The sequence below is a fragment of the Streptosporangium sp. NPDC003464 genome, from assembly GCF_053588315.1.
On the sequence record NZ_JBSFPS010000226.1, the window covers coordinates 1 to 17,461 of the forward strand.

The window sequence follows — 17,461 nt, forward strand, 5'->3', positions numbered from 1 at the left end:
GTAGGTGTCGGGGTGGTCGGCGGCGGCGAATGGCATCCACAGGCCACCCACCCGGGACAGCAGCCCCTCGCTCTGCCACTCCCGCGCCGGCGTTTTCATCAGTTCAGTTGCCGGCGATGTAGGCCCGCGTCACCTCCTCGGTGACCCGGGAACCGGCAGCATCCCAGGCCTCGGCCCTGAGGGAGATCGCGCCGCTGCCCTTGGGCGCCTTCGCCACGGCCGTCCAGACGCCCTGCTTGGACTTCATCTGGGCTGGCTTCCACGTGGCTCCGTCGTCGCTGGACCACCAGGCGCGGACACCCTTGACGGCCGCACCGTGTGATCCTTCCTGGTGCCCGACTGTGAGCGTCACCTCGGTGTTGCGCTTGGTGGCACGGTTCAGCTCGTCCAGCTGCTGCGGCACCATCGAGATGTCGAGCAAGGGCAGTACCGTCGCGCTGCCGGTGGTACTGCTCGTGAACTCCCACTCCGTGTGCTGCCTGGTGGACAGCGTCCACCAGGGCTGGTTACGCCTGGCGTCCGTGACGAGGCGGTAGGAGGTCCTGCCGCTGGGCACCTGGACCTCGGCGTAGCCCGAGTTGCTCTTGTCCAGCAGCTTCTTGCCGTCGGCGTACAGCGTGGTCGAGAAGGAGTCCTCCTGCGCGGGCGGAATGCTGTAGTGCCCGGCATTGTCGACGTAGCTGGCCGAGTTGATGCCGATCAGGTCGCCTTTTCGGTAGGCCGACGCTGCTTCAGGACGCGACAGGGCAGGCTGGAGTCCGCCACGGAGGACGGCGTGGAGCCAGGTGCTGGACAGCTTTCCCGGCTTCCGGTACGCGACGGGAGCGGACATCATGGTGCCGTTCATCGGGATCGGTTGCGTCGGCGCCAGGTTCGGGAAGAAGTACTGCGACCACGTCGTGTCGCCGGTCGAGACGTACTCCGCCCGCGCCATGGGTGCGACGTGCTGGCGCAGGCTCGCGAGAGAGGTCGAGGTCGACGGACGCCACATGTGCCTCGTGTCGCCCACCTGGCTGTTGGGTTTGAAGGCCCGGTAGGACGTGTCGATGGCGACGGTATTGGTCGAGTCGGCCCTGTAGGCCAGATCGTGCGGCACGGCGGTCTCGGCGAACACGAGGTCGTAGGTGTACGGGGTGTTGGGTGTGCCGGTGAGGCGCACCGTCAACGGGCCCGGCTTGGTCAGGGCGCGGAGCCGCTCTCCCTCTGCCAGGTCAGTCGTCATGGTGAGCAGGGTGTCCGGGTACACGCTGATCAACAGCGGCTCGGGGACGTTGTTGTAGATGATCACCGCGACGGCCCCGGCGTTCAGGGCGTTCTGGACCTTGGCCACGAAAGTGATGGCGCCGCGTTGCACCAGGGCCACCTTGCCGCGGACATCGGTCGCCGCGAAGTCCTCCGGCCTGCCGAGTCCTGCGTCGACCACGGCGGCCTCGACGACACCGTCGATCTTGTCGGATCCCGATGCATAGTCGGTCACGATCGGGGTGGTGGTCGGCTTGACGGTCTCCGCCTCGAGCGGAGGCTTCCTCAGCGACGTATGGGTGTAGTACTCGAAGCTGCCGATCGTCACCGGGTCGGTCGGGGTGGCGTAGATCGGGTAGCCGGCACTGAGGCTGAACATGTGAGATGCGCCGGCCCCGTGCGCGTCCAATCTGATCTGACCGACGGCCAGGCTGGTGGGCTCTGTCGGCTGGTCGGCGTCGACGGTGATCGGGACGGCCTTGCGGGCATCGAGGGTGACGGTGGCGTCAGCAGTGACGGACACCTCCGGATCCATGACCGACGAGAGCCGGTTCATGAAGACACCGCCCGGCTGGTAGTCGCCGACATAGGCCAGGACCGAGTAGTTCCCCGCCGGCACCCGGACGGTTGCCCGACCGTCCTCGACCGGGATCCCGGACTCGAAGTAGACGTTCTTGTCGTCGACGTTCATGATGTCCACGGTGGTCCGGCCGCCGGCCGGCTGGCCGTCCCGGTTGGTGATGTCCACGGTGAGCTCCATGCGGACCGGTTCCTTGTACCAGCCGACGGTCGTCCGTGCCTGGCGTCCGTCCTGGCCGGTGGCGACGATGGCGCCACCGAAGAGTCCGGCCTGACCCGTCTGCGGGTTGACGATGACCGGCACGGAGGCAGTGCCGCCGGCGGGCACCGTCACCGAGGAGGCGCCGACCGAGAACTGTTCCGGCGCTGGGGCATTTCCCTTCTCGTCCTTCACGTTCGCGGCGAGAGTGAGGGTGACGGCGGCGCTGCCGCTGTTGCGGTAGACGAGGGTCTGCGTCGCCGCACCGGAGTTCTGAGGGTAGGGGAAGTAGCCCATGGACAGGGACGCGGGTTCTGCCCATACCGTCTGCGCCAGGGCCTGGGGCACGAAGACCCGGCCTGCCCCTTCGTGCCACACGGAGGCTTTCCCCGTGGGCTGGGCACTACCCATCAGGATCGACTTGATCTGCTGAGCGGTCAGGTCCGGTCGCTGGTGCTTGAGCAGTGCGGCAGCCCCGGCGACATGCGGTGTCGCCATCGAGGTGCCGCTGGCGGCTGTATAGAGGTCGTTGACGGGCGCGCCCATCGACGTCCCACCGGCACGGGCAGCGACGATCATGTTGCCCGGTGCTGAGATATCGGGCTTGAGCCCCCCAGTCACCGGCACGTGGGCCCTTCCCGCTGAAGTCCGTGACGGCGTCATCGTCGTCCACGGCGGCGACTGTCAACGCCGCGTCAGCCGATCCGGGCGCGTTGACTCCCTCGGTGCCCTCATTGCCCGCTGCTGCGACCACCAGGGTGCCGTAGTCGTCCGCGACCTTCGTGACGGCCTCCGACCAGGGATCGGTGCCGTCGGTGTAGTAGCCCCGTACGCCGAGGGAGAGGTTGATGATGTCGGCCGACTGGTCTTTGGCGGCCCACTGGAGGCCGGCGACGAGCCAGGATAACTCGCCGGCTCCCTCATCGTTCAAGACCTTCCCGTTGATCAGGTCCGCGTCGTAGGCCATCCCCTTGTTGGCGGGATCACCGACGCCGCGGCCGGCGGAGATGGAGGCGACGTGGGTGCCGTGACCGAAGTGGTCATCAGCATCACCGGTGCCGGAGAAGTCCTTTGCCGCGACCACCGCTCCGGCGAGGTCGGGGTGCTGCTCGTCGATGCCCGTGTCGAGGTCGCGATCTTCACGCCGGTTCCGGTGAACCCCTGTTCCCAGGCCTTCGGTGCACCGATCTGGGGTGCGCTGTCGGCGTCCGTGGGGAAGATCGGAGCATCGAGCCAGACCTTGTCGACGCCGGCTTTCATGGCGGCGGGGACGAAATCGATGGCCCTGTCGCCTGCGACCGAACCGGCGACTGCGTCGATCAACTTGAGGGGCCACTCCGCGCTCAGGCCGGGCAGGGTGGTGAGATCACGGGCCGAGCGTCGCTTCTTTGTCGGGTCCCGCTCCACGATGACCTGGGTGGCCTCCTCAGTGGCACCGCCCTTGGCAGTGTTGACGGCAGCGTCCGCCAGCAGGCTGACGTTGAACAGATTACGATCCAGGCGCCCCGGCACGAAGCCGGCTACGTCATCCGGGATGACGTACATCTGATCGTCCAGCTCGTACTGGTCGAAGCCGGGAACGTGACCGTCCTTCCGGGCCGCGGGATCGATGGTCGCGCTCTGACGTCCGTCGGACGTCTTCACGACAGTGACACGGTCGCCGGTGATGAGAGTGACCGTGGCCGACGAGGCCGGGACCACTGACGCATCACCCTGAACCCCTGTCCCCAGCGGTGTCGACCCCGGTGGAGCTGCGCTCGACGGGGAAGCGCCCAGCGTGGAGACGACCAGGGCGGTCGCCAGCACAACTACGGACGAGATTCGACGGTTGGGCACGTTGTCCCCTTACGCTCGATAGCGCAGTCCCTCCTGCTGTCCCTGTCCTCGCCCGGCGTGCAGGACCTGCCCGAGGCCGACGCGATCACGGTGGCCCGCGAGGCCAACGACCAGCTCGCGGAGATCGTCGCCTCGCGGCCGACCGTTTCCAGGCGTTCGCCGCGATCCCCACCCAGTCGCCGGCCGCGGCCGCGGCCGAGCTGGAGCGGGCGGTGGGCGAGCTGGGCTTCCCCGGCGCCATGCTGTACGGCCGCACCGGGGACAAACTGGCCGACCACCCGGACAACGACGAGCTGTACGCCACCGCCGAGCGGCTCGGTGTGCCGCTGCACTTCCACCCGCAGACGCCGGTCCAGCCGGTGATCGACGCCTACTACTCCGACATCGGCCCGATCGGCACGCCGCTGGCCGGAGCGGCAATCGGCTGGTACTACGACCTGGGCGTGCAGTACCTGAGGATGATCTTCTCGGGTGTCTTCGACCGGTTCCCCGACCTGCAGGTGATCGCTGGGCACTGGGGCGAGGTCGTCATGTTCTACCTCGACCACACCGGATTCTTCGCCGAGGCCGGGGGCCTTCAGCGGCCGCTCGCGGACTACTTCAAGCAGAACTTCTGGGTCGCGGGCAGCGGCACCAACAGCCCCCGCTACCTGCGCTGGACCGCCGAGGTCATGGGCACCGACCGGATGCTGTACTCCACCGACTACCCCTTCACCTACGGCTTCCGCCCAGGCGGCTTCCCCTATGTCGACACCAGCAACGGCGCCGCCCGCTCCTTCCTGGAGGACGCGCCCTTCACCGACGAGCAGAAGGCCGACATCGCCCACCGCAACTGGGAACGCCTCACCGCCCGCGCGGCCGAGCGCCCGGCGGCCTGAGACGACCGACCGCCGGAGGAGGGCCCGCGGGCAGCGGTGGGTGGCGTTCGTCGCGGTCGCCGTGCCGTCCACGACGCTGACCCTGACGCCGCGGCCCTTGGACGACATCGCTGTGATCGCAGTCGGGGCTGGATGCCACCCGCGAGCAGTCCGCCGGCTGCCTCGTCCGGACGGACCAGCCACTGATCCTGGAGCCGGCCGGGCCGGTTACCCGCCATGCGCTTGACGTGCGGCCTGCGCGGTGACGCGTTCAACGGCCTGGACGGCGACCTCGGGCTGGTCGACGAAGATGTAGTGGCCGCTGTCCGTGGCCGTGCTCAACTTGCCGCCGCTGGACAGCGCGAGCCATTTGCGCTGGCCCGCGGCCCACGCCTGCTCCAGGCGCGGCCCGTACTCGGGGACGGCCGCGAGATACTGCTTCCCGTGCTGGATCACCTCCACCGGGATGTTCCCTGCGGAACGGACCTTGCCGTCGGTGATGACGAGCTTCTCCGGGTTCTCGCCCCGGAATATCGCCAGGTTCTGTGCGCGCAACTCGGCCGCCGGGCCGGTGGCGGACTCGGGGATCGCCTTCGTGATGTCGTCCACCATGGTGGGCGGGGTGGCGTCCATCAGGACCAGCCCCTTGACCCTGTCCTGGTGGTCGGGGGCGTACCTGGCGGCGATCAGCCCGCCCAGCGAGTGCCCGGCCAGGACGACCGGGCCGTCACCGGCGACGCGGTCGAGCACCCCGGTCAGGATCTTGCCGGTGCCGGAGAAGCTCTGAGGGCCGTCCGGCTGGTCGCTCGCGCCCGCGCCGAGCCGGTCGTAGGAGCAGACCCGGTTCTGCTTGCTCAGCGTCTTCTGGATGGCGGCCAGCTTGTCCAGCCCATCGCCTCCCCCGTGCATCAGGACGATGACCGGCCTGCCCTTCTCCGGGTCACCCGAGCAGGACACGTTCACCGACCGGCCCGCGACATCGATCTTCTCGGTCCCGGAGATCGGGGCGGCATCGGCTGTCCGCGTGGCGGGGGCGAAGGGGTCCCAGTTCTCCACCGCGTCGCCGTCGCAGCCGGCGACCCCCGCGCCGAGCGCGGTGCAGCACAGCGCGGCCACAACGGATGTCTTGATCTTGCGGAACATGAGGTCCTCCAGTAAGGGAGCCGGCGCCGGGATGACGCGCACGGCGGTGCAGCGGGGAAGGCGGACGGAGCGCCGTGGCCGCGCCGTAACGCTACGGATCGGGCGGTCCAGGATCGTCCCCGCACGGTGGACATTCGCCGGTAGCTCGCGCGAGGGACAGGTGCGGCCTGTCGGAGAGGGGGCGCGATCGCCGTGATCTGTCGTGCGGTGCGGATGCCGCCGGACATGTACGCGATCCGCGGCGACGTCGAACGCCGTGACGTCGAACGCGGCGACGTCGTACGACGGATCGCCTGTGCGCCTGTCCCCCGTGCGAGCTACCGGCGAGTGTCCACCGTGCGGGGACGATTCCGGACCGCTGGATCCCTAGCGTTTCCCGGCGTAGCGGCGGCGCCCCGTCGCGGAGTCCCCCCACATAAGGGAGTCGCCATGCGGTTGTTGAAACAGCTCGTGCCCGTCGCGGTGGTCGCCTTCGCCGGCGGCGCGATCGTGGGCACGGTGCAGGGGAGCCCGCTCCTCACTCTGCTCCTCGGCGTCGCGACGGCTGTGCTCGCCGTACTCGTGTACGCCCGCGTGGTGCGGTGGTCCGAGCGCCGCGCACCGGTGGAAGTGGCGGCGCAAGGCGCCGCCCGTGCCATCGCGCGAGGGGCGCTGATCGGGGCCGCGTTGTTCGCGGCCGTCATCGTGAACATCGCTCTCGTGGGCGGCTACCGGATCGAGGGCCAGGGCTCGCTGCCGGGCGCGGTCGGGCTGCTCGGCTTCATGGCCGCCGCCGCGGTGACGGAGGAACTGCTGTTCCGCGGCATCCTGTTCAGGATCGTCGAGGAACGCACGGGGACGTGGCCGGCGCTGGCGCTGACCGGCCTGCTGTTCGGCCTGTCGCACCTGTTCAACCCGCACGCCGACCTGTGGGGCGCGATCGCCATCGCGATCGAGGCGGGCGGCATGCTCGCCGCCGCCTACGCCGCCACCCGCACCCTGTGGGTGCCGATCGGCGTGCACTTCGGCTGGAACTTCGCGGCGGCCGGCATCTTCGGCACCGAGGTCTCAGGCAACGGCGCGACGCAGGGGCTGCTGCACGGCGTGACGTCGGGCCCAGCCCTGCTCACGGGCGGCGAGTTCGGGCCGGAGGCGAGCCCGTACGCGGTGGTGTTCGGCCTGCTGCTGACGGCCGTGTTCATGTGGCTGGCCCGCCGGCGCGGCAACGTGGTCCCGCTCCGACGCGGCGCGACCGCTACGCTCGCCCGATGACCGACCTACGGCGGGTCACGGACCTGTGGCGGCGGTGCGACGTCGTGATCCGGGATCTACCGTTCGGGCTGCTGCTGGCGGTCGCGTCGCTCCTGCCGGCGCTCCACGGCAAGGGGACGCAGGTCGGCGACCTGCCGGCCCGTCCCTTCGACGCGGTGGCGCTCGTGGCGATCGCCCTGGAGTGCCTTCCCCTCGCCGTGCGTCGGCGGTGGCCGGCCGTGTGCCTGGCTCTGGTGTCGCTCGGCTTCGTCCTCGACGAGCTCCGCGCCTACCACGTGTTCGCGAGCAACGCGATGCCCATCGCGCTCATCAGCGCGGGCGCCCACCTGGAGCGCCACCGGCGCGTCACCGTGGTCCTCCTCTCCGTGGCGTACGTGCCGCTGGCGCTCGCGCTCGGCCGGCTCGGCGCGACCGAGAAGGTGGAAGGTTACGTGGTGTTCTACCTGGCCCTGGCCCTCGCCTGGGGCATCGGGGCCTGGCTGCGCTCCACCCGCGCCGCCGAGGTGGAACGCCGCCGCCACGTCGCCGAGGCCACCCGCGCCGCCGAACGCACCCGGATCGCCCGCGAGCTCCACGACGTCGTGACGCACCACGTGACGGCGATGGTCGTGCAGGCCGAGGCCGCCCGCTACCTGACCGCCACGCCCGACCGCCTGGAGGCGGCCCTGAGCGCCGTCACCGACACCGGCCGGCGGGCCATCGCCGACCTGCGGTACATGCTGGACCTGCTCAACCCCGGTCACGACACGGACGGCAGGACGCCGTCCGCCGGCGACCTGCACGCGCTCGTGGAGCGGACGCGCCGGGCCGGGCAGCCGGTGGAGTTCGCCGAGGAGGGCAGTCCGGCGGAATCGGCGGGCAGCGCCGAGTTCGTGACCTATAGGGTCGTGCAGGAAACCCTGACGAACGCCCTCAAACATGCCCACGGTAGCCGCACTGTGGTCCACGTGCGCTACGGCCGGAAGGAGATCAGCGTGGAGGTCAGCACCGACGGCTCCGGCTCCGGGGCCGCCTCTCCCGGTGGCAGCGGGCGGGGCCTGGCCGGGCTCCGCGAGCGGGTCGGTGCCCTGGGCGGCGAGTTCAGCGCCGACCGGCAGGCGGGTGGCGGCTTCCTCGTGCGGGCCCGCATCCCCGTGGGGAGCCCATCGTGAGCGCGCCGGTCCGGGTCCTGGTCTGCGACGACCAGGCGCTGATCCGCACCGGGTTCGCGACGATCATCGACGCGCAGCCGGACCTGGAGGTGGTGGGCGAGTGCGGCGACGGCCGCGCCGCGGTCGACCTCGCCCGCCGGCTGAGCCCCGACGTGGTCGTCATGGACGTGCGCATGCCGGTGCTCGACGGCATCGAGGCGACCCGCCTGCTGGCCGGCGCCGGCGTGGCGGACCCCGTCAAGGTGCTCGTGGTGACCACGTTCAACCTGGACGAGTATGTCTACGAGGCACTGCGCGCGGGGGCGAGCGGGTTCCTGCTCAAGGACGCGCCGCCGGCGCAGCTCCTGCACGGCATCCGCACCGTCGCCTCGGGCGCCGCGCTGCTGGCACCCGAGGTGACCCGGCAGCTCGTCGGCCGGTACGCCTCCCGGATCCGCCCCGCCCAGGACACGCCCGACGAGATCGCGCTGACCCCGCGCGAGCTGGAGGTGCTGCGCCTCATCGCCGACGGCCGGTCCAACAGCGAGATCGCCGCCACGCTGGTGATCAGCCAGGAGACCGTCAAGACGTACGTGTCGCGCATCCTGACCAAGCTCGACCTGCGTGACCGCGTGCAGGCGGTGGTCTACGCCTACCGCAGGGGTCTGGTGACCTGAGGCACACCGCCGGGGAACCTCGACGGGGCGAACGCCGCAGACGTCAGGAACCGTCCGTGGCCCTGTTCGGCCATCGGCGTGCGTCCGTCGGCCCCGGTGCGGCGTGTGCACGCGACGAGCGGGCCGAGACGACGTCGAGCAGTTTGACGAGCCGATCGAGCTGTTCCGGGTCCAGGCGGCCGGTCGCGGGCGCCAGGGCACGCCGGATGTCGTCCTCCACGCGTCTGGCGAGTTCGAGCCCGGCCGGGGTCATGTACACCTCGACGACCCGGCCGTCTTCGGGGTTCTTGCCGCGTTTCAGCAGCCCTCGGCGCTGGGCGCGGTCGATGAGTCCGGACAGCGTGGACTTGTCCAGGCCGAGGTAGGCGGCCAGTTCGGTAACGCGTGCGCGGCGGTCGCGGAGGATGCCGAGCACCCGTAGCTGGGTGAGCGACAGATCGTGCTCGCCACCGATGCGGGTCAGCACGCCTGCCACCTCGAAGGTGGTCCGGACGAGGGCGTCCATGGCATCGTCGGCGGCGGTCATGCCGTCATGCTAGTCCGGCATGGTTGGTAATGCCAACCATGCCGGGGCGAGGAACGCCTGCACCGCGGCCGCTCCGAGACGCCTCGCGGCCCGATCCCGCGCCAGGTGATCGACGGATATCGCATCGTTCGCGCCGCATCCGTTGACATGGTTTGTATTACCAACCACTATAGAGGTAGTTGGTAAAGCAAACTATTTTCTGGAGGCCGCCATGCACGCTGCCGTCATCCGGGCAGCCGACGCCTCGCCGGTCTATCGCGAACACCCCGACCCCGCGCCGCACCACGGCGACGAGCTGGTCGTCGAGGTCCTCGCGGCCGGCCTGCACCATCTGACCAGGGCCAGGGCGAACAGCTCGCACTACTCCGGCAACGGCGTGTATCCGCTCGTCCCCGGCGTCGACGGCGTAGTACGCGACGAGGAGGGCAACGTCCGCTACGTGGCCCTGGACGACACCCCTCTGGGGACGTTCGCCGACCGCACCCTCATCGACCCTAGCCGCAGCGTGATTCTCCCCGACGGCATCGACCCCGTGCGGATCGCCGCCGCGATGAACCCTGCCATGTCGTCCTGGGTCGCGCTGCGCCGACGTGTCGACTTCCACGCCGGCCGGCGCGTCCTCGTCCTCGGCGCCACCGGCAACGCCGGACGGATGGCGATCCAGATAGCCAAACTGTTCGGCGCCGTCCAGGTCATCGCCGCCGGCCGCGACGCCACCCGTCTGAGGGCGCTGACCGCGCTCGGCGCCGACGAGTCGATCACCTTCGACCAGATCGGCCGGGCGGCCGACGTCGACGTGGTCATCGACTACGTGTGGGGTGAACCCGCCGCCCGCGCCATGATCCCGATGCTCACCGCCCGTGCCGACCGCGCCGCCCCGCTGACCTGGATCCAGATCGGATCCATCGCCGGACGGACCGCGCCGATCCCCTCCGCGGCGCTGCGCTCCGCCCGCCTGCAGATCGTCGGCAGCGGCATCGGCTCGGTCCTCGCCCGCGACTTCCTCGCCGAACTGCCGGAACTGGCCTCAGCGGTGACCGCGGGCGCGATCGACGTACGGGCGCGCGCCGTACCCCTCGCCCAGGTCGCGCAGGCGTGGACCGGCGAGACCGACGACCGCGTCGTCTTCGTCCCCTAGCAAGCCCTTAGCCGTCACCTCCGAAAAGAAAGGCGTGACTTCGTTGAGCAGCAGGAGGAAGCGGGCCCTGGTCGTGGGTCTCGGCGTCAGCGGCATGGCCACGGCGATCGGCCTTCGGCGCATCGGCTGGGATCCGGTGATCGTGGAGAGAGCACCGGGCCGTCGATCGGGTGGTTACTTCGTCGTGTTGTTCGGCGCCGGCCAGGCCGCCGCGCGGCGACTCGACATCCTCGATGCCATCCCCGACCGGTCACCGCCCGGCGGCATCACCTACACGGTGGATCGCGCCGGCGTCCGCAGACCCGGCCTGGGGTTCGGGGATCTGCCGGTCTCGCCTCGCATGATGCTGCGCGGCGACGTGGAACGTGCCGCCTTCGCCGCGCTCCCGCACGACGTGGAGATCCGCTACGCGACGACCCCCACCCGCATCGAGCAGGACACCTCTGGCGTCGAGGTGACACTCGAACACGACGGTGGGTCCGTGACCGAGCGATTCGACCTCGTCGTGGGCGCCGACGGGTTGCGGTCCACGGCCCGCACGACAGGTATCTGCACCGGCTCGGCTACATGATCGCGGCGACGCTGCTGCCGGGCCCGGTCGGCGGGCTCTCCCCGCACGAGGGGGCGAGTCTTCTCGAGCCCGGCCGGGCCATGTGGGTCTTTCCGTTCGCCGATCACCCGCCCACCGTGCTCTTCTCGTACCGTACCGACGACGTCGATGCCGAGTTCACCGGTCGGCCCGCCGGACGGGTGCGCGCCGCGTACGGACCTCAGCCCGCGGGCCGGCTGCTCGGCGAGGCGCTCGACGCGCTCGACGCCGCCGACGAGTTCTTGTTCGACTCGGTCGAGCAACCCCGCATGGACGCCTGGTCGCACGGCCGGGTTGTGCTGGTCGGCGACTCCGCATGGTGCCCCAGCCTGTACGCCGCCATGGGGATCTCCGCCGGGCTCGCCGGAGCCGACCTGCTCGGCAGCATGCTGCACCGTCACCCCGGCGACATCCGCGGCGCTCTGCGCGCCTGGGAGACGCAGCTCCGCCCGCACATGACCTACTACCAGGCCAACGGCGTCGAACAGCGGTATTTCGTCACCCCCGGCAACCAGCGGCAGATCGCCCTCCGGCCCCTCATGGCGCGCAGCCTCCGGCTCCCGGTGATCGGCAACGCCTTGCGCTCCCTGCGAAGCAACACCAGGTCCATCCGGGAACGGGAACTGGACATCGCCCACGCCGGCTGACGACCACCCGCTCCGCATGCACGCGCTCAGACGGTGATGCCCGCCCGGACAGCGTTCGCGAGCTTGCGCCCGTAGCCAATGGTCAGCACCGTTCCAACCAAAAGCGGATCATCGCCCGCGGCCGGGACCCGGCAGCCTGCCGATGACACCGCAGGGCCGCAGTGAAGTCGCAGACCGGGTGTGACCGTATGTTCGGCAGCCATCCACTGACGCGCAGGCGCAGCCGTTCCGCTGACCACGTTGTGATCACGACCAGGAGTGAAAGGTGATGCAAGATGCCCACAGTTCTTGGCGGTACGCCGCCGGCTGACCGGGTGGCCGTTGTCACCGGCGCCTCGAGCGGTATCGGAGAGGAAGACGTACAGGTCCTGGACCATGTCGACGGTGCCGCCTCCTTCGGGGAGGAGCCAGCGAGCTGTGCTGCCGGTGGTGGCCGCGACTTCCATGGTCGGACCACGTGCTCGACGGCTGCTCGTACCGCACTGCTTCGGCGACATGCGCGAAAGGGGCGTGCTGGGCGATCAGGAATCTGGATCAGCAGGGCGCCGAATCCGAGGTCGTTGCTCACCGGCCCGGCCGCGTAGCGGATCCGGCCTTTCCAGCTCATCGCCGCGTCATGCAGGCGCTGGGGCGAAGAACCGTAGCGTGCTGTCCAGTTCGAAGGCCGGGAGCTCACCGTGCTTGCCGGGGTTGGCGTGCAGCGTCTTCTCGGCTGAGGCCGCCACCCCGCCCAGGCCCAGCACCGCCGCGCGGACTCGGGGTTCGGCGGCAACGGACGGAACGCCGAGTCCGCAGCCCAACGACACGCCCCAGTAGCCCACCGGGCCGGCGCCGACGTGCTCGAGTTGCTGGACCACGTCCAGGACGGCCTGCCATTCCGGGACGGTCCGGCGGGCTACGAGCTGTGCAGGGCGAGCAGGGCCAGGGTGTGGGCGCCGACGTTGCCCTCCCACACCTCACGCCGGCCCGCCGCCAGTCGGGCGGTGAGGAAGCGGTGGTCCTGGGCGGCGGGCGGCTGGGCGCAGCCGAGGGCGGCGTTGGCCAGGACCGCGATATCAGAAGCTGGTCCTGCGATTAGCTTCTGATATCGGGAGATATCAGGGGCTCTGATGGGAGGGCGGCGTCGGCGCGTTGATCGGGCCCAAAGTCCCGAGGCCACGCTCAGGCCAAGTCCGTTCGGGGGTCGGCCAAGATACGACGGAAATCGGCAACCAGTGATCTTGAGTTGAACTTGCCGCAGGTGAGGTGCTGGGGCGGATCGGCGTCGGCTGCCCGACCAGGGACAGCGATGCGCAAACGCGGCCGGAGGCCCGATCTTGTGTCACCGTTCGCAGTGGACTTCTTCGCGTACCCGCTCAGATCGGTCAACGGCGCACCCGATAGCGCAGGTGAAGCACCCGGTTGCCCTGAATCATCACGTCAGGATCCTCCAACAGGTGCTGCGCGTGGACCGACCCGAAGTAGCGCTTGCCGGACCCGAACACGACGGGTACGACGTCCATGCGCACCTCGTCGATCAGGCCCGCGGCAAGCACCTGGCCACCGACGTCGCCAGCGGCGACCTCGATCAAGCGGTCACCCGCAAGCTCCTGCGCCTTGGCCACGGCTGCCTCGACGCCGTCGACGAAGTGAAACGGCGCCTCGGGGTCCCAGCCCTCGGGCCGCGGCCGGTGCGTCACGACGACCACGTGGTCGATGCCGCTCGGAGGCTTTCCGTCCCAGCCGTCCGTCAGGTCGAAGACGTGGCGGCCGACGATCGTGACTCCGATCTGGTCCCAGTACGAGCGGGTGTAGTCGTAGGAGGTCTGCGACACCTTCAGCGCGCCGCTCTCGTCCAACGGGACGTCACCGCTGGACAACCAGTCGAACAGCGGTCCGGGCTGGTCATTCTCGTCCGCGACGAAGCCGTCCACCGACACCGAGCTGTACATGACCACCTTGCCCACGGGGCTCTCCTCTGCTTCGGGGTGCCCCAAATTAGCGTGTCGTGAGCTGTCGCTCTTGTAAGAAATCAATCGGCCGGCAGCGGCCAGCCGTCCAGCGCGTGGCCGGGATGTTCGCGCAGGAACCGCCGCCGGACTTCGACGTACCGGGTCGGCGTGAGCCCGGTGAACGCCCGGAACTCGTGGCCGAAGTGGGCCTGGTCGAAGTAGCCTGCGCCACCGGCGAGGTCGCCCCAGTCGATCGGTCCGGCGGGGTCGATCGCGAACACGGTGGCGGCGAAGCGGTAGGTGCGGGCCAGTCGCTTCGGCGTGACGCCGATGAGCTTCTTGAACCGCTGTGCCAGATGAGTGCTGCTGACACCGGCTGCCACGCTCAGGTCGCCGATCGCCACCGCCCCGCTGGTCGCCGCGATGACGCTGCTCGTATGGCGGACCAGCCCCAGGCCGGCGGTCTCGCACAGCCGTCGCATCAGCTCCTGCTCGAGCAGCGTCAGCATCTCGTGCGGTCCGTCCGCCGTGGCCAGCCGGTCTCGCAGCTCAGCAACGGCGGGCCGGCCCCAAACCTGCTCTACCGTCACCGGCCGGTCACACAGCTCGGCCGCCGGCATCGGCAGGAACGGCGCCAGCCCCCACGGCTTGAAGTGCACGCCGACGGACCGGGTCCGGAGTGGGTAGCCGAACTCCAGCGCGCGGGTGGGCATGGTGACCACGCAGCCGTCGGCGTACTCGGCCGTCTCGATGTCGGTGCCGGCGCGGATGCGGAACGGCGCCCCGAGGTTGACGATGAGCAACGCCGCCGGCATCGGCGGCAGCGTCAGCCGGGCGTACGGCGGCGCACCCTCCAGGTAGTAAAGGTCGTCGATCAGCCTGTCCAGCGGCGGTCGCGGCACTCTGGACACGTACTCCACGCCCACAGTATCGCCGACGCCCCGCCGGCATCGAGCACCGGGATGGTCCAGCCGCGCTGCCGCCGGAACGGGCGAGCGTCCGGCGTTACGCAGCCGGCAGGTCGGTGAGGTCCAGGCGCCGGTCGGTGCGCAGCTGGATCTCACCGTAGGGGGTCATATCGGTGTGGAACAGCAGCGTGAGCCCGCGCCGGTCGGCGTCGGTCAGGACGTTCTCCCACTCGGGTAGGGCGAGGGTGTCCTGGATCATCAGCGTGTTGATCAGACCGAGGGCCGACTGGAGAATGTGCAGGCACAACACCCCCAGTTCCTGTACTTCGCGCCGGTTGGAGGCGAGCTCTCCGCGCTTGCCGAACCTGTTGTAGTCGTTGACGCCGTTGTAGTTCTCCACCACGTTCAGCCCGGATTCGGTCTCCCGCTGAAGATCGCGGTCGCGGAGCCAGCGGGCCAGGAAGGCGGTGCGCTGGGCGCGGCCGACCTCCAGCATCGCGGCGTAGGCGGGGTGGGTGGTCTCGCTGGTGAACCGGCGTGGCAGGGCCTCGGTGGAGGCGGTCCGCAGCCGGATCGCGGTGGCGTACCTCATCATGAGGTCGTAGCTCTGGGTGATGATGTCCCACCGGATCGGCCTGGTCAGCGCGGGTCCGAGCAGCGGGTAGGAGAAGTCCTCGCCCCGGCCGGGCACATACAGCTCCGTCTTGTTGATCTGCTTGAACCGGGCGACCAGCTCGAAGTCCAGCAGCCGGGTGATCCCGAACCCGACGAACGAGGCGCCGTGGGAGTCGACGAAGTTCTGCTCGATCTCCATGTCGGTGCCGTGCCGCATCGCGCCCTCGACCGTGGCGTGCACCTCGGACGCGGCCCTCCGCTCCCGAAGGTGACCCCGGCCCCGAAGTAGCGATGAGCTAGATCACGGTTACGGTTCGCGGTCGCCACGGATTGTGCGTGCCGGGGCGTAGGGGGTGTTTCCCCGTTTGATCGTGTTGCCCTAGGCTGTCGTCGACTATATGGCGGGGCAGGTGAAGGCCGATCCGGCTCCGTTTGCGGAGTACCGCCAGTCCAACCGGCAGATCGAGCGGCCCGACCACCTCACCCAGGCGGAAGCCGACAGCCTCACCCAGGTCAAAAGCCGCAGTCCGCTCCTGGAACGGCTCAGCACCCACGTCACCGCCTTCGCCGATGCTCACCGGCCGTTACGGCGACAGGCTCGACGCCTGGCTCGCCGGCGCCGACAACGACGACCTGCCGCACCTGCAATCCTTCATCCAGGGCATCCACCGCGACCACGCCGCCGCCCTGGCCGGATCCACCCTGTCTCACAGCAGCGCCACAGGCCAAGCCTTGGTCACGACGGTCATCAGCCCCTGATGTCCGGCCACTTTCAGACGGCGCTGATCGGAGCCGGGGTCTCGGGGAGCTGCCAGCTGCCGCCGCGGTCCTCCTTCGAAAAGCGCGCGGCGAGATCGGGGACGTGCAGGAAGCAGGCCAGCGCGGTGGCGGCCTGGAAGGCGTCGATCGCACGCTGGGTCATCGGCATGCCCAGGCGTAGGAGACGCGGATTCACCTCGCCCTGGATCTCGTCGACGAAGGGCCGCAGCACGCTGTCGTAGTTCGCCAGTGCGGTCGGCAGATCGTCCGGGTGCCGGTTGATCTCGCCGGCCAGGACGTAGGCACCGACCAAACCGCCGGAGACGCCCATGCCGCTGTAAGGGGAGGCACAGTGGGCGGCGTCGCCAGCCAGCTAATGGAGAACACGCCGCCGACCCCGGGCGTTCAGGAGGCGCTGGCCACGATCGCCGCCGCGGCGCGGGACGCCTACCGGGCGGCTCCAACCTGCGGGTGCGCTCCTCGGGCATCGTGCACGAAGCCGCGATGACCCGCTGGTTCGCCGACGAGCGCATGCCCGGCCCGGCCTGCATGGTCGGCGTCAGCGGCTGGGACCCGGCCGCGGCCCACCCGGACCGGGGCCCGGTCATCTGCCGCCGCTGCCTGAAACTCACCCATACCGACCCCGCCGGCGAGCAACTGGCACTGTTCGCACCCGACCCGGACCAGGCCTGTGCCGAAGACGGCGCGGATGGCGGCGCCTGACCAGTCGAACCCGCAGCGCCCTGGTCGGCGAGCTGCGCCGCCACGAGATCGGCTTCACCTCGCTGCACGAGAACCTCGACACCACCACCCCGGGCGGCCGGTTGGTCTTCCACGTCTTCGCCGCGCTGGCCGAGTTCATCCGCGAGCTCATCGTCGCCGGCACCCGCGAAGGCCCGCGGCCGGTGATGAAGCCGACGGGCCGCCCGATCCCTGATCGACACCTGGACCCGGCCCGGCGAACCGCGCAAGGACGACACTGTGGCCGCTGGCCTACAACCCATGACCACCACCGAGACCGCCGCACTGTGACTGGGCCTGTCGTTAAGGAAGCTGTCACCAGGTACACCTGAGCGCGTTTAGCCTGATCAGCGCCGGGAGCGAGGCCCATCGTCGGTGACCGAGACGGCGCGGCGTGTCGCCCAGCTGGCAGGTCGGGTGATCCTCGCCGATCGTTTCGCGCACATCGGTGTGCCTTGCGCGGGTCAAAGTGCCTTCTTTCGTCACACGGCACCTCCGGCTACGCTGCCAGATGATCTTGATGGTCGATCATGGCATTCGCGAAGGGAAGATCTTGACTATTCGTCGTATCAGCATCATGACCGCCCCCCTGCTGGTCGCAGCGGCCATCGCCCTGCCGGTCACGGCCGCCCACGCGTCCGGGATGTCGCAGACGGCGACGGCCCAGGTGGCCGCCGACTCCTGCAGCAGGGC

General features: G+C 69.8%; 19 protein-coding genes and 2 pseudogenes. 10 read left to right on the top strand and 11 right to left on the bottom strand.

Annotated elements, in window-relative coordinates; genetic code table 11:
• Nucleotides 1-103: 103 nt before the first annotated feature.
• Nucleotides 104-2,431, bottom strand: a complete 2,328-nt coding sequence (locus tag ACWDS7_RS36185; RefSeq protein ID WP_451932939.1) for a PA domain-containing protein — start codon at nt 2,429-2,431, stop codon at nt 104-106.
• A 39-nt stretch (nt 2,432-2,470) separates the two neighbouring features.
• Nucleotides 2,471-3,356 (bottom strand): annotated as a pseudogene (locus ACWDS7_RS36190) (S8 family serine peptidase); the annotation flags it as partial.
• 409 nt (nt 3,357-3,765) lie between these two features.
• Between ACWDS7_RS36190 and ACWDS7_RS36195 the strand changes: the two are divergent.
• Nucleotides 3,766-4,734 carry an amidohydrolase family protein gene (locus ACWDS7_RS36195; protein ID WP_451932940.1) on the top strand — a complete coding sequence of 323 codons (969 nt, stop codon included), beginning with the start codon at nt 3,766-3,768 and terminating at the stop codon, nt 4,732-4,734.
• A gap of 207 nt (nt 4,735-4,941) precedes the next feature.
• Here ACWDS7_RS36195 and ACWDS7_RS36200 read toward each other — a convergent pair whose 3' ends face one another.
• Entirely contained in the window at nt 4,942-5,856 is a 915-nt protein-coding gene (locus ACWDS7_RS36200) for an alpha/beta fold hydrolase (RefSeq protein ID WP_451932923.1), read from the bottom strand.
• Between the two features lie 429 nt (nt 5,857-6,285).
• Here ACWDS7_RS36200 and ACWDS7_RS36205 point away from each other — a divergent pair, with 429 nt between their 5' ends.
• The 3 genes from ACWDS7_RS36205 to ACWDS7_RS36215 are packed head-to-tail and all read left to right on the top strand — an operon-like array spanning nt 6,286 to nt 8,914.
• Nucleotides 6,286-7,107, top strand: coding sequence for a CPBP family intramembrane glutamic endopeptidase (locus ACWDS7_RS36205; RefSeq protein ID WP_451932924.1), 822 nt, complete (start codon nt 6,286-6,288; stop codon nt 7,105-7,107).
• Nucleotides 7,104-8,258 (top strand): sensor histidine kinase, encoded by a 1,155-nt coding sequence (locus ACWDS7_RS36210; RefSeq protein WP_451932925.1) that lies wholly within the window; start codon nt 7,104-7,106, stop codon nt 8,256-8,258. The genes ACWDS7_RS36205 and ACWDS7_RS36210 overlap by 4 nt, the downstream gene beginning before the upstream one ends.
• Complete coding sequence (locus tag ACWDS7_RS36215) at nt 8,255-8,914, top strand: response regulator (RefSeq protein WP_451932926.1); 660 nt, start codon at nt 8,255-8,257, stop codon at nt 8,912-8,914. Before ACWDS7_RS36210 ends, ACWDS7_RS36215 begins: the two co-directional genes overlap by 4 nt.
• A 43-nt stretch (nt 8,915-8,957) precedes the next feature.
• Here the strand turns inward: ACWDS7_RS36215 and ACWDS7_RS36220 are convergent, their stop codons facing one another.
• Nucleotides 8,958-9,440: a MarR family winged helix-turn-helix transcriptional regulator gene (locus ACWDS7_RS36220; RefSeq protein WP_451932927.1), complete on the bottom strand. Its 483-nt coding sequence runs from the start codon at nt 9,438-9,440 to the stop codon at nt 8,958-8,960.
• Nucleotides 9,441-9,651: 211 nt separating this feature from the next.
• Between ACWDS7_RS36220 and ACWDS7_RS36225 the strand changes: the two genes are divergently transcribed.
• Genes ACWDS7_RS36225 through ACWDS7_RS36235 form a run of 3 tightly spaced genes read left to right on the top strand, consistent with a single transcriptional unit; the run spans nt 9,652 to nt 11,814 of the window.
• Nucleotides 9,652-10,578: a zinc-binding dehydrogenase gene (locus tag ACWDS7_RS36225; protein WP_451932928.1), complete on the top strand. Its 927-nt coding sequence runs from the start codon at nt 9,652-9,654 to the stop codon at nt 10,576-10,578.
• Between the two features lie 43 nt (nt 10,579-10,621).
• Complete coding sequence (locus ACWDS7_RS36230; protein ID WP_451932929.1) at nt 10,622-11,149, top strand: FAD-dependent oxidoreductase; 528 nt, start codon at nt 10,622-10,624, stop codon at nt 11,147-11,149.
• On the top strand, nt 11,146-11,814 hold the full coding sequence (locus tag ACWDS7_RS36235) for a hypothetical protein (protein WP_451932930.1): 669 nt from the start codon (nt 11,146-11,148) through the stop codon (nt 11,812-11,814). The genes ACWDS7_RS36230 and ACWDS7_RS36235 overlap by 4 nt, the downstream gene beginning before the upstream one ends.
• Nucleotides 11,815-11,840: 26 nt before the next feature.
• Here the strand turns inward: ACWDS7_RS36235 and ACWDS7_RS36240 are convergent, their stop codons facing one another.
• The 6 genes and pseudogenes from ACWDS7_RS36240 to ACWDS7_RS36265 form a co-directional block, all read right to left on the bottom strand.
• Nucleotides 11,841-12,260, bottom strand: a complete 420-nt coding sequence (locus tag ACWDS7_RS36240) for a hypothetical protein (protein ID WP_451932931.1) — start codon at nt 12,258-12,260, stop codon at nt 11,841-11,843.
• A gap of 168 nt (nt 12,261-12,428) precedes the next feature.
• The gene (locus ACWDS7_RS36245) at nt 12,429-12,671 is read right to left on the bottom strand and encodes a hypothetical protein (RefSeq protein WP_451932932.1); all 243 of its coding nucleotides are present in this window, start codon (nt 12,669-12,671) and stop codon (nt 12,429-12,431) included.
• A gap of 38 nt (nt 12,672-12,709) precedes the next feature.
• Complete coding sequence (locus ACWDS7_RS36250) at nt 12,710-12,973, bottom strand: hypothetical protein (RefSeq protein WP_451932933.1); 264 nt, start codon at nt 12,971-12,973, stop codon at nt 12,710-12,712.
• A gap of 205 nt (nt 12,974-13,178) precedes the next feature.
• Nucleotides 13,179-13,760 carry a dihydrofolate reductase family protein gene (locus tag ACWDS7_RS36255; RefSeq protein ID WP_451932934.1) on the bottom strand — a complete coding sequence of 194 codons (582 nt, stop codon included), beginning with the start codon at nt 13,758-13,760 and terminating at the stop codon, nt 13,179-13,181.
• Nucleotides 13,761-13,825: 65 nt separating this feature from the next.
• Complete coding sequence (locus ACWDS7_RS36260) at nt 13,826-14,665, bottom strand: helix-turn-helix domain-containing protein (protein WP_451932935.1); 840 nt, start codon at nt 14,663-14,665, stop codon at nt 13,826-13,828.
• Nucleotides 14,666-14,750: 85 nt separating this feature from the next.
• Nucleotides 14,751-15,521, bottom strand: a pseudogene (locus ACWDS7_RS36265) (Tn3 family transposase); the annotation flags it as partial.
• A gap of 317 nt (nt 15,522-15,838) precedes the next feature.
• On the opposite strand from ACWDS7_RS36265, the gene ACWDS7_RS36270 reads away from it, so the two are divergent.
• Nucleotides 15,839-16,027 carry a hypothetical protein gene (locus ACWDS7_RS36270; protein WP_451932936.1) on the top strand — a complete coding sequence of 63 codons (189 nt, stop codon included), beginning with the start codon at nt 15,839-15,841 and terminating at the stop codon, nt 16,025-16,027.
• Nucleotides 16,028-16,040: 13 nt separating this feature from the next.
• On the opposite strand, the gene ACWDS7_RS36275 is transcribed toward ACWDS7_RS36270, so the two are convergent.
• Nucleotides 16,041-16,358 (bottom strand): hypothetical protein, encoded by a 318-nt coding sequence (locus ACWDS7_RS36275; RefSeq protein ID WP_451932937.1) that lies wholly within the window; start codon nt 16,356-16,358, stop codon nt 16,041-16,043.
• Nucleotides 16,359-16,531: 173 nt separating this feature from the next.
• Between ACWDS7_RS36275 and ACWDS7_RS36280 the strand changes: the two genes are divergently transcribed.
• Entirely contained in the window at nt 16,532-16,750 is a 219-nt protein-coding gene (locus ACWDS7_RS36280) for a hypothetical protein (protein ID WP_451932938.1), read from the top strand.
• Between the two features lie 62 nt (nt 16,751-16,812).
• Nucleotides 16,813-17,100: a recombinase family protein gene (locus ACWDS7_RS36285; RefSeq protein ID WP_451932941.1), complete on the top strand. Its 288-nt coding sequence runs from the start codon at nt 16,813-16,815 to the stop codon at nt 17,098-17,100.
• Nucleotides 17,101-17,461 lie beyond the last annotated feature (361 nt).

Coding starts and splice junctions, on each gene's coding strand:
- ACWDS7_RS36185 (WP_451932939.1), bottom strand. CDS start 2,431: ATGGGTAGTGCCCAGCCCACGGGGAAAGCCTCCGTGTGGCACGAAGGG.
- ACWDS7_RS36200 (WP_451932923.1), bottom strand. CDS start 5,856: ATGTTCCGCAAGATCAAGACATCCGTTGTGGCCGCGCTGTGCTGCACC.
- ACWDS7_RS36205 (WP_451932924.1), top strand. CDS start 6,286: ATGCGGTTGTTGAAACAGCTCGTGCCCGTCGCGGTGGTCGCCTTCGCC.
- ACWDS7_RS36210 (WP_451932925.1), top strand. CDS start 7,104: ATGACCGACCTACGGCGGGTCACGGACCTGTGGCGGCGGTGCGACGTC.
- ACWDS7_RS36220 (WP_451932927.1), bottom strand. CDS start 9,440: ATGACCGCCGCCGACGATGCCATGGACGCCCTCGTCCGGACCACCTTC.
- ACWDS7_RS36225 (WP_451932928.1), top strand. CDS start 9,652: ATGCACGCTGCCGTCATCCGGGCAGCCGACGCCTCGCCGGTCTATCGC.
- ACWDS7_RS36235 (WP_451932930.1), top strand. CDS start 11,146: ATGATCGCGGCGACGCTGCTGCCGGGCCCGGTCGGCGGGCTCTCCCCG.
- ACWDS7_RS36240 (WP_451932931.1), bottom strand. CDS start 12,260: ATGGAAGTCGCGGCCACCACCGGCAGCACAGCTCGCTGGCTCCTCCCC.
- ACWDS7_RS36270 (WP_451932936.1), top strand. CDS start 15,839: ATGCTCACCGGCCGTTACGGCGACAGGCTCGACGCCTGGCTCGCCGGC.
- ACWDS7_RS36275 (WP_451932937.1), bottom strand. CDS start 16,358: ATGGGCGTCTCCGGCGGTTTGGTCGGTGCCTACGTCCTGGCCGGCGAG.
- ACWDS7_RS36280 (WP_451932938.1), top strand. CDS start 16,532: ATGACCCGCTGGTTCGCCGACGAGCGCATGCCCGGCCCGGCCTGCATG.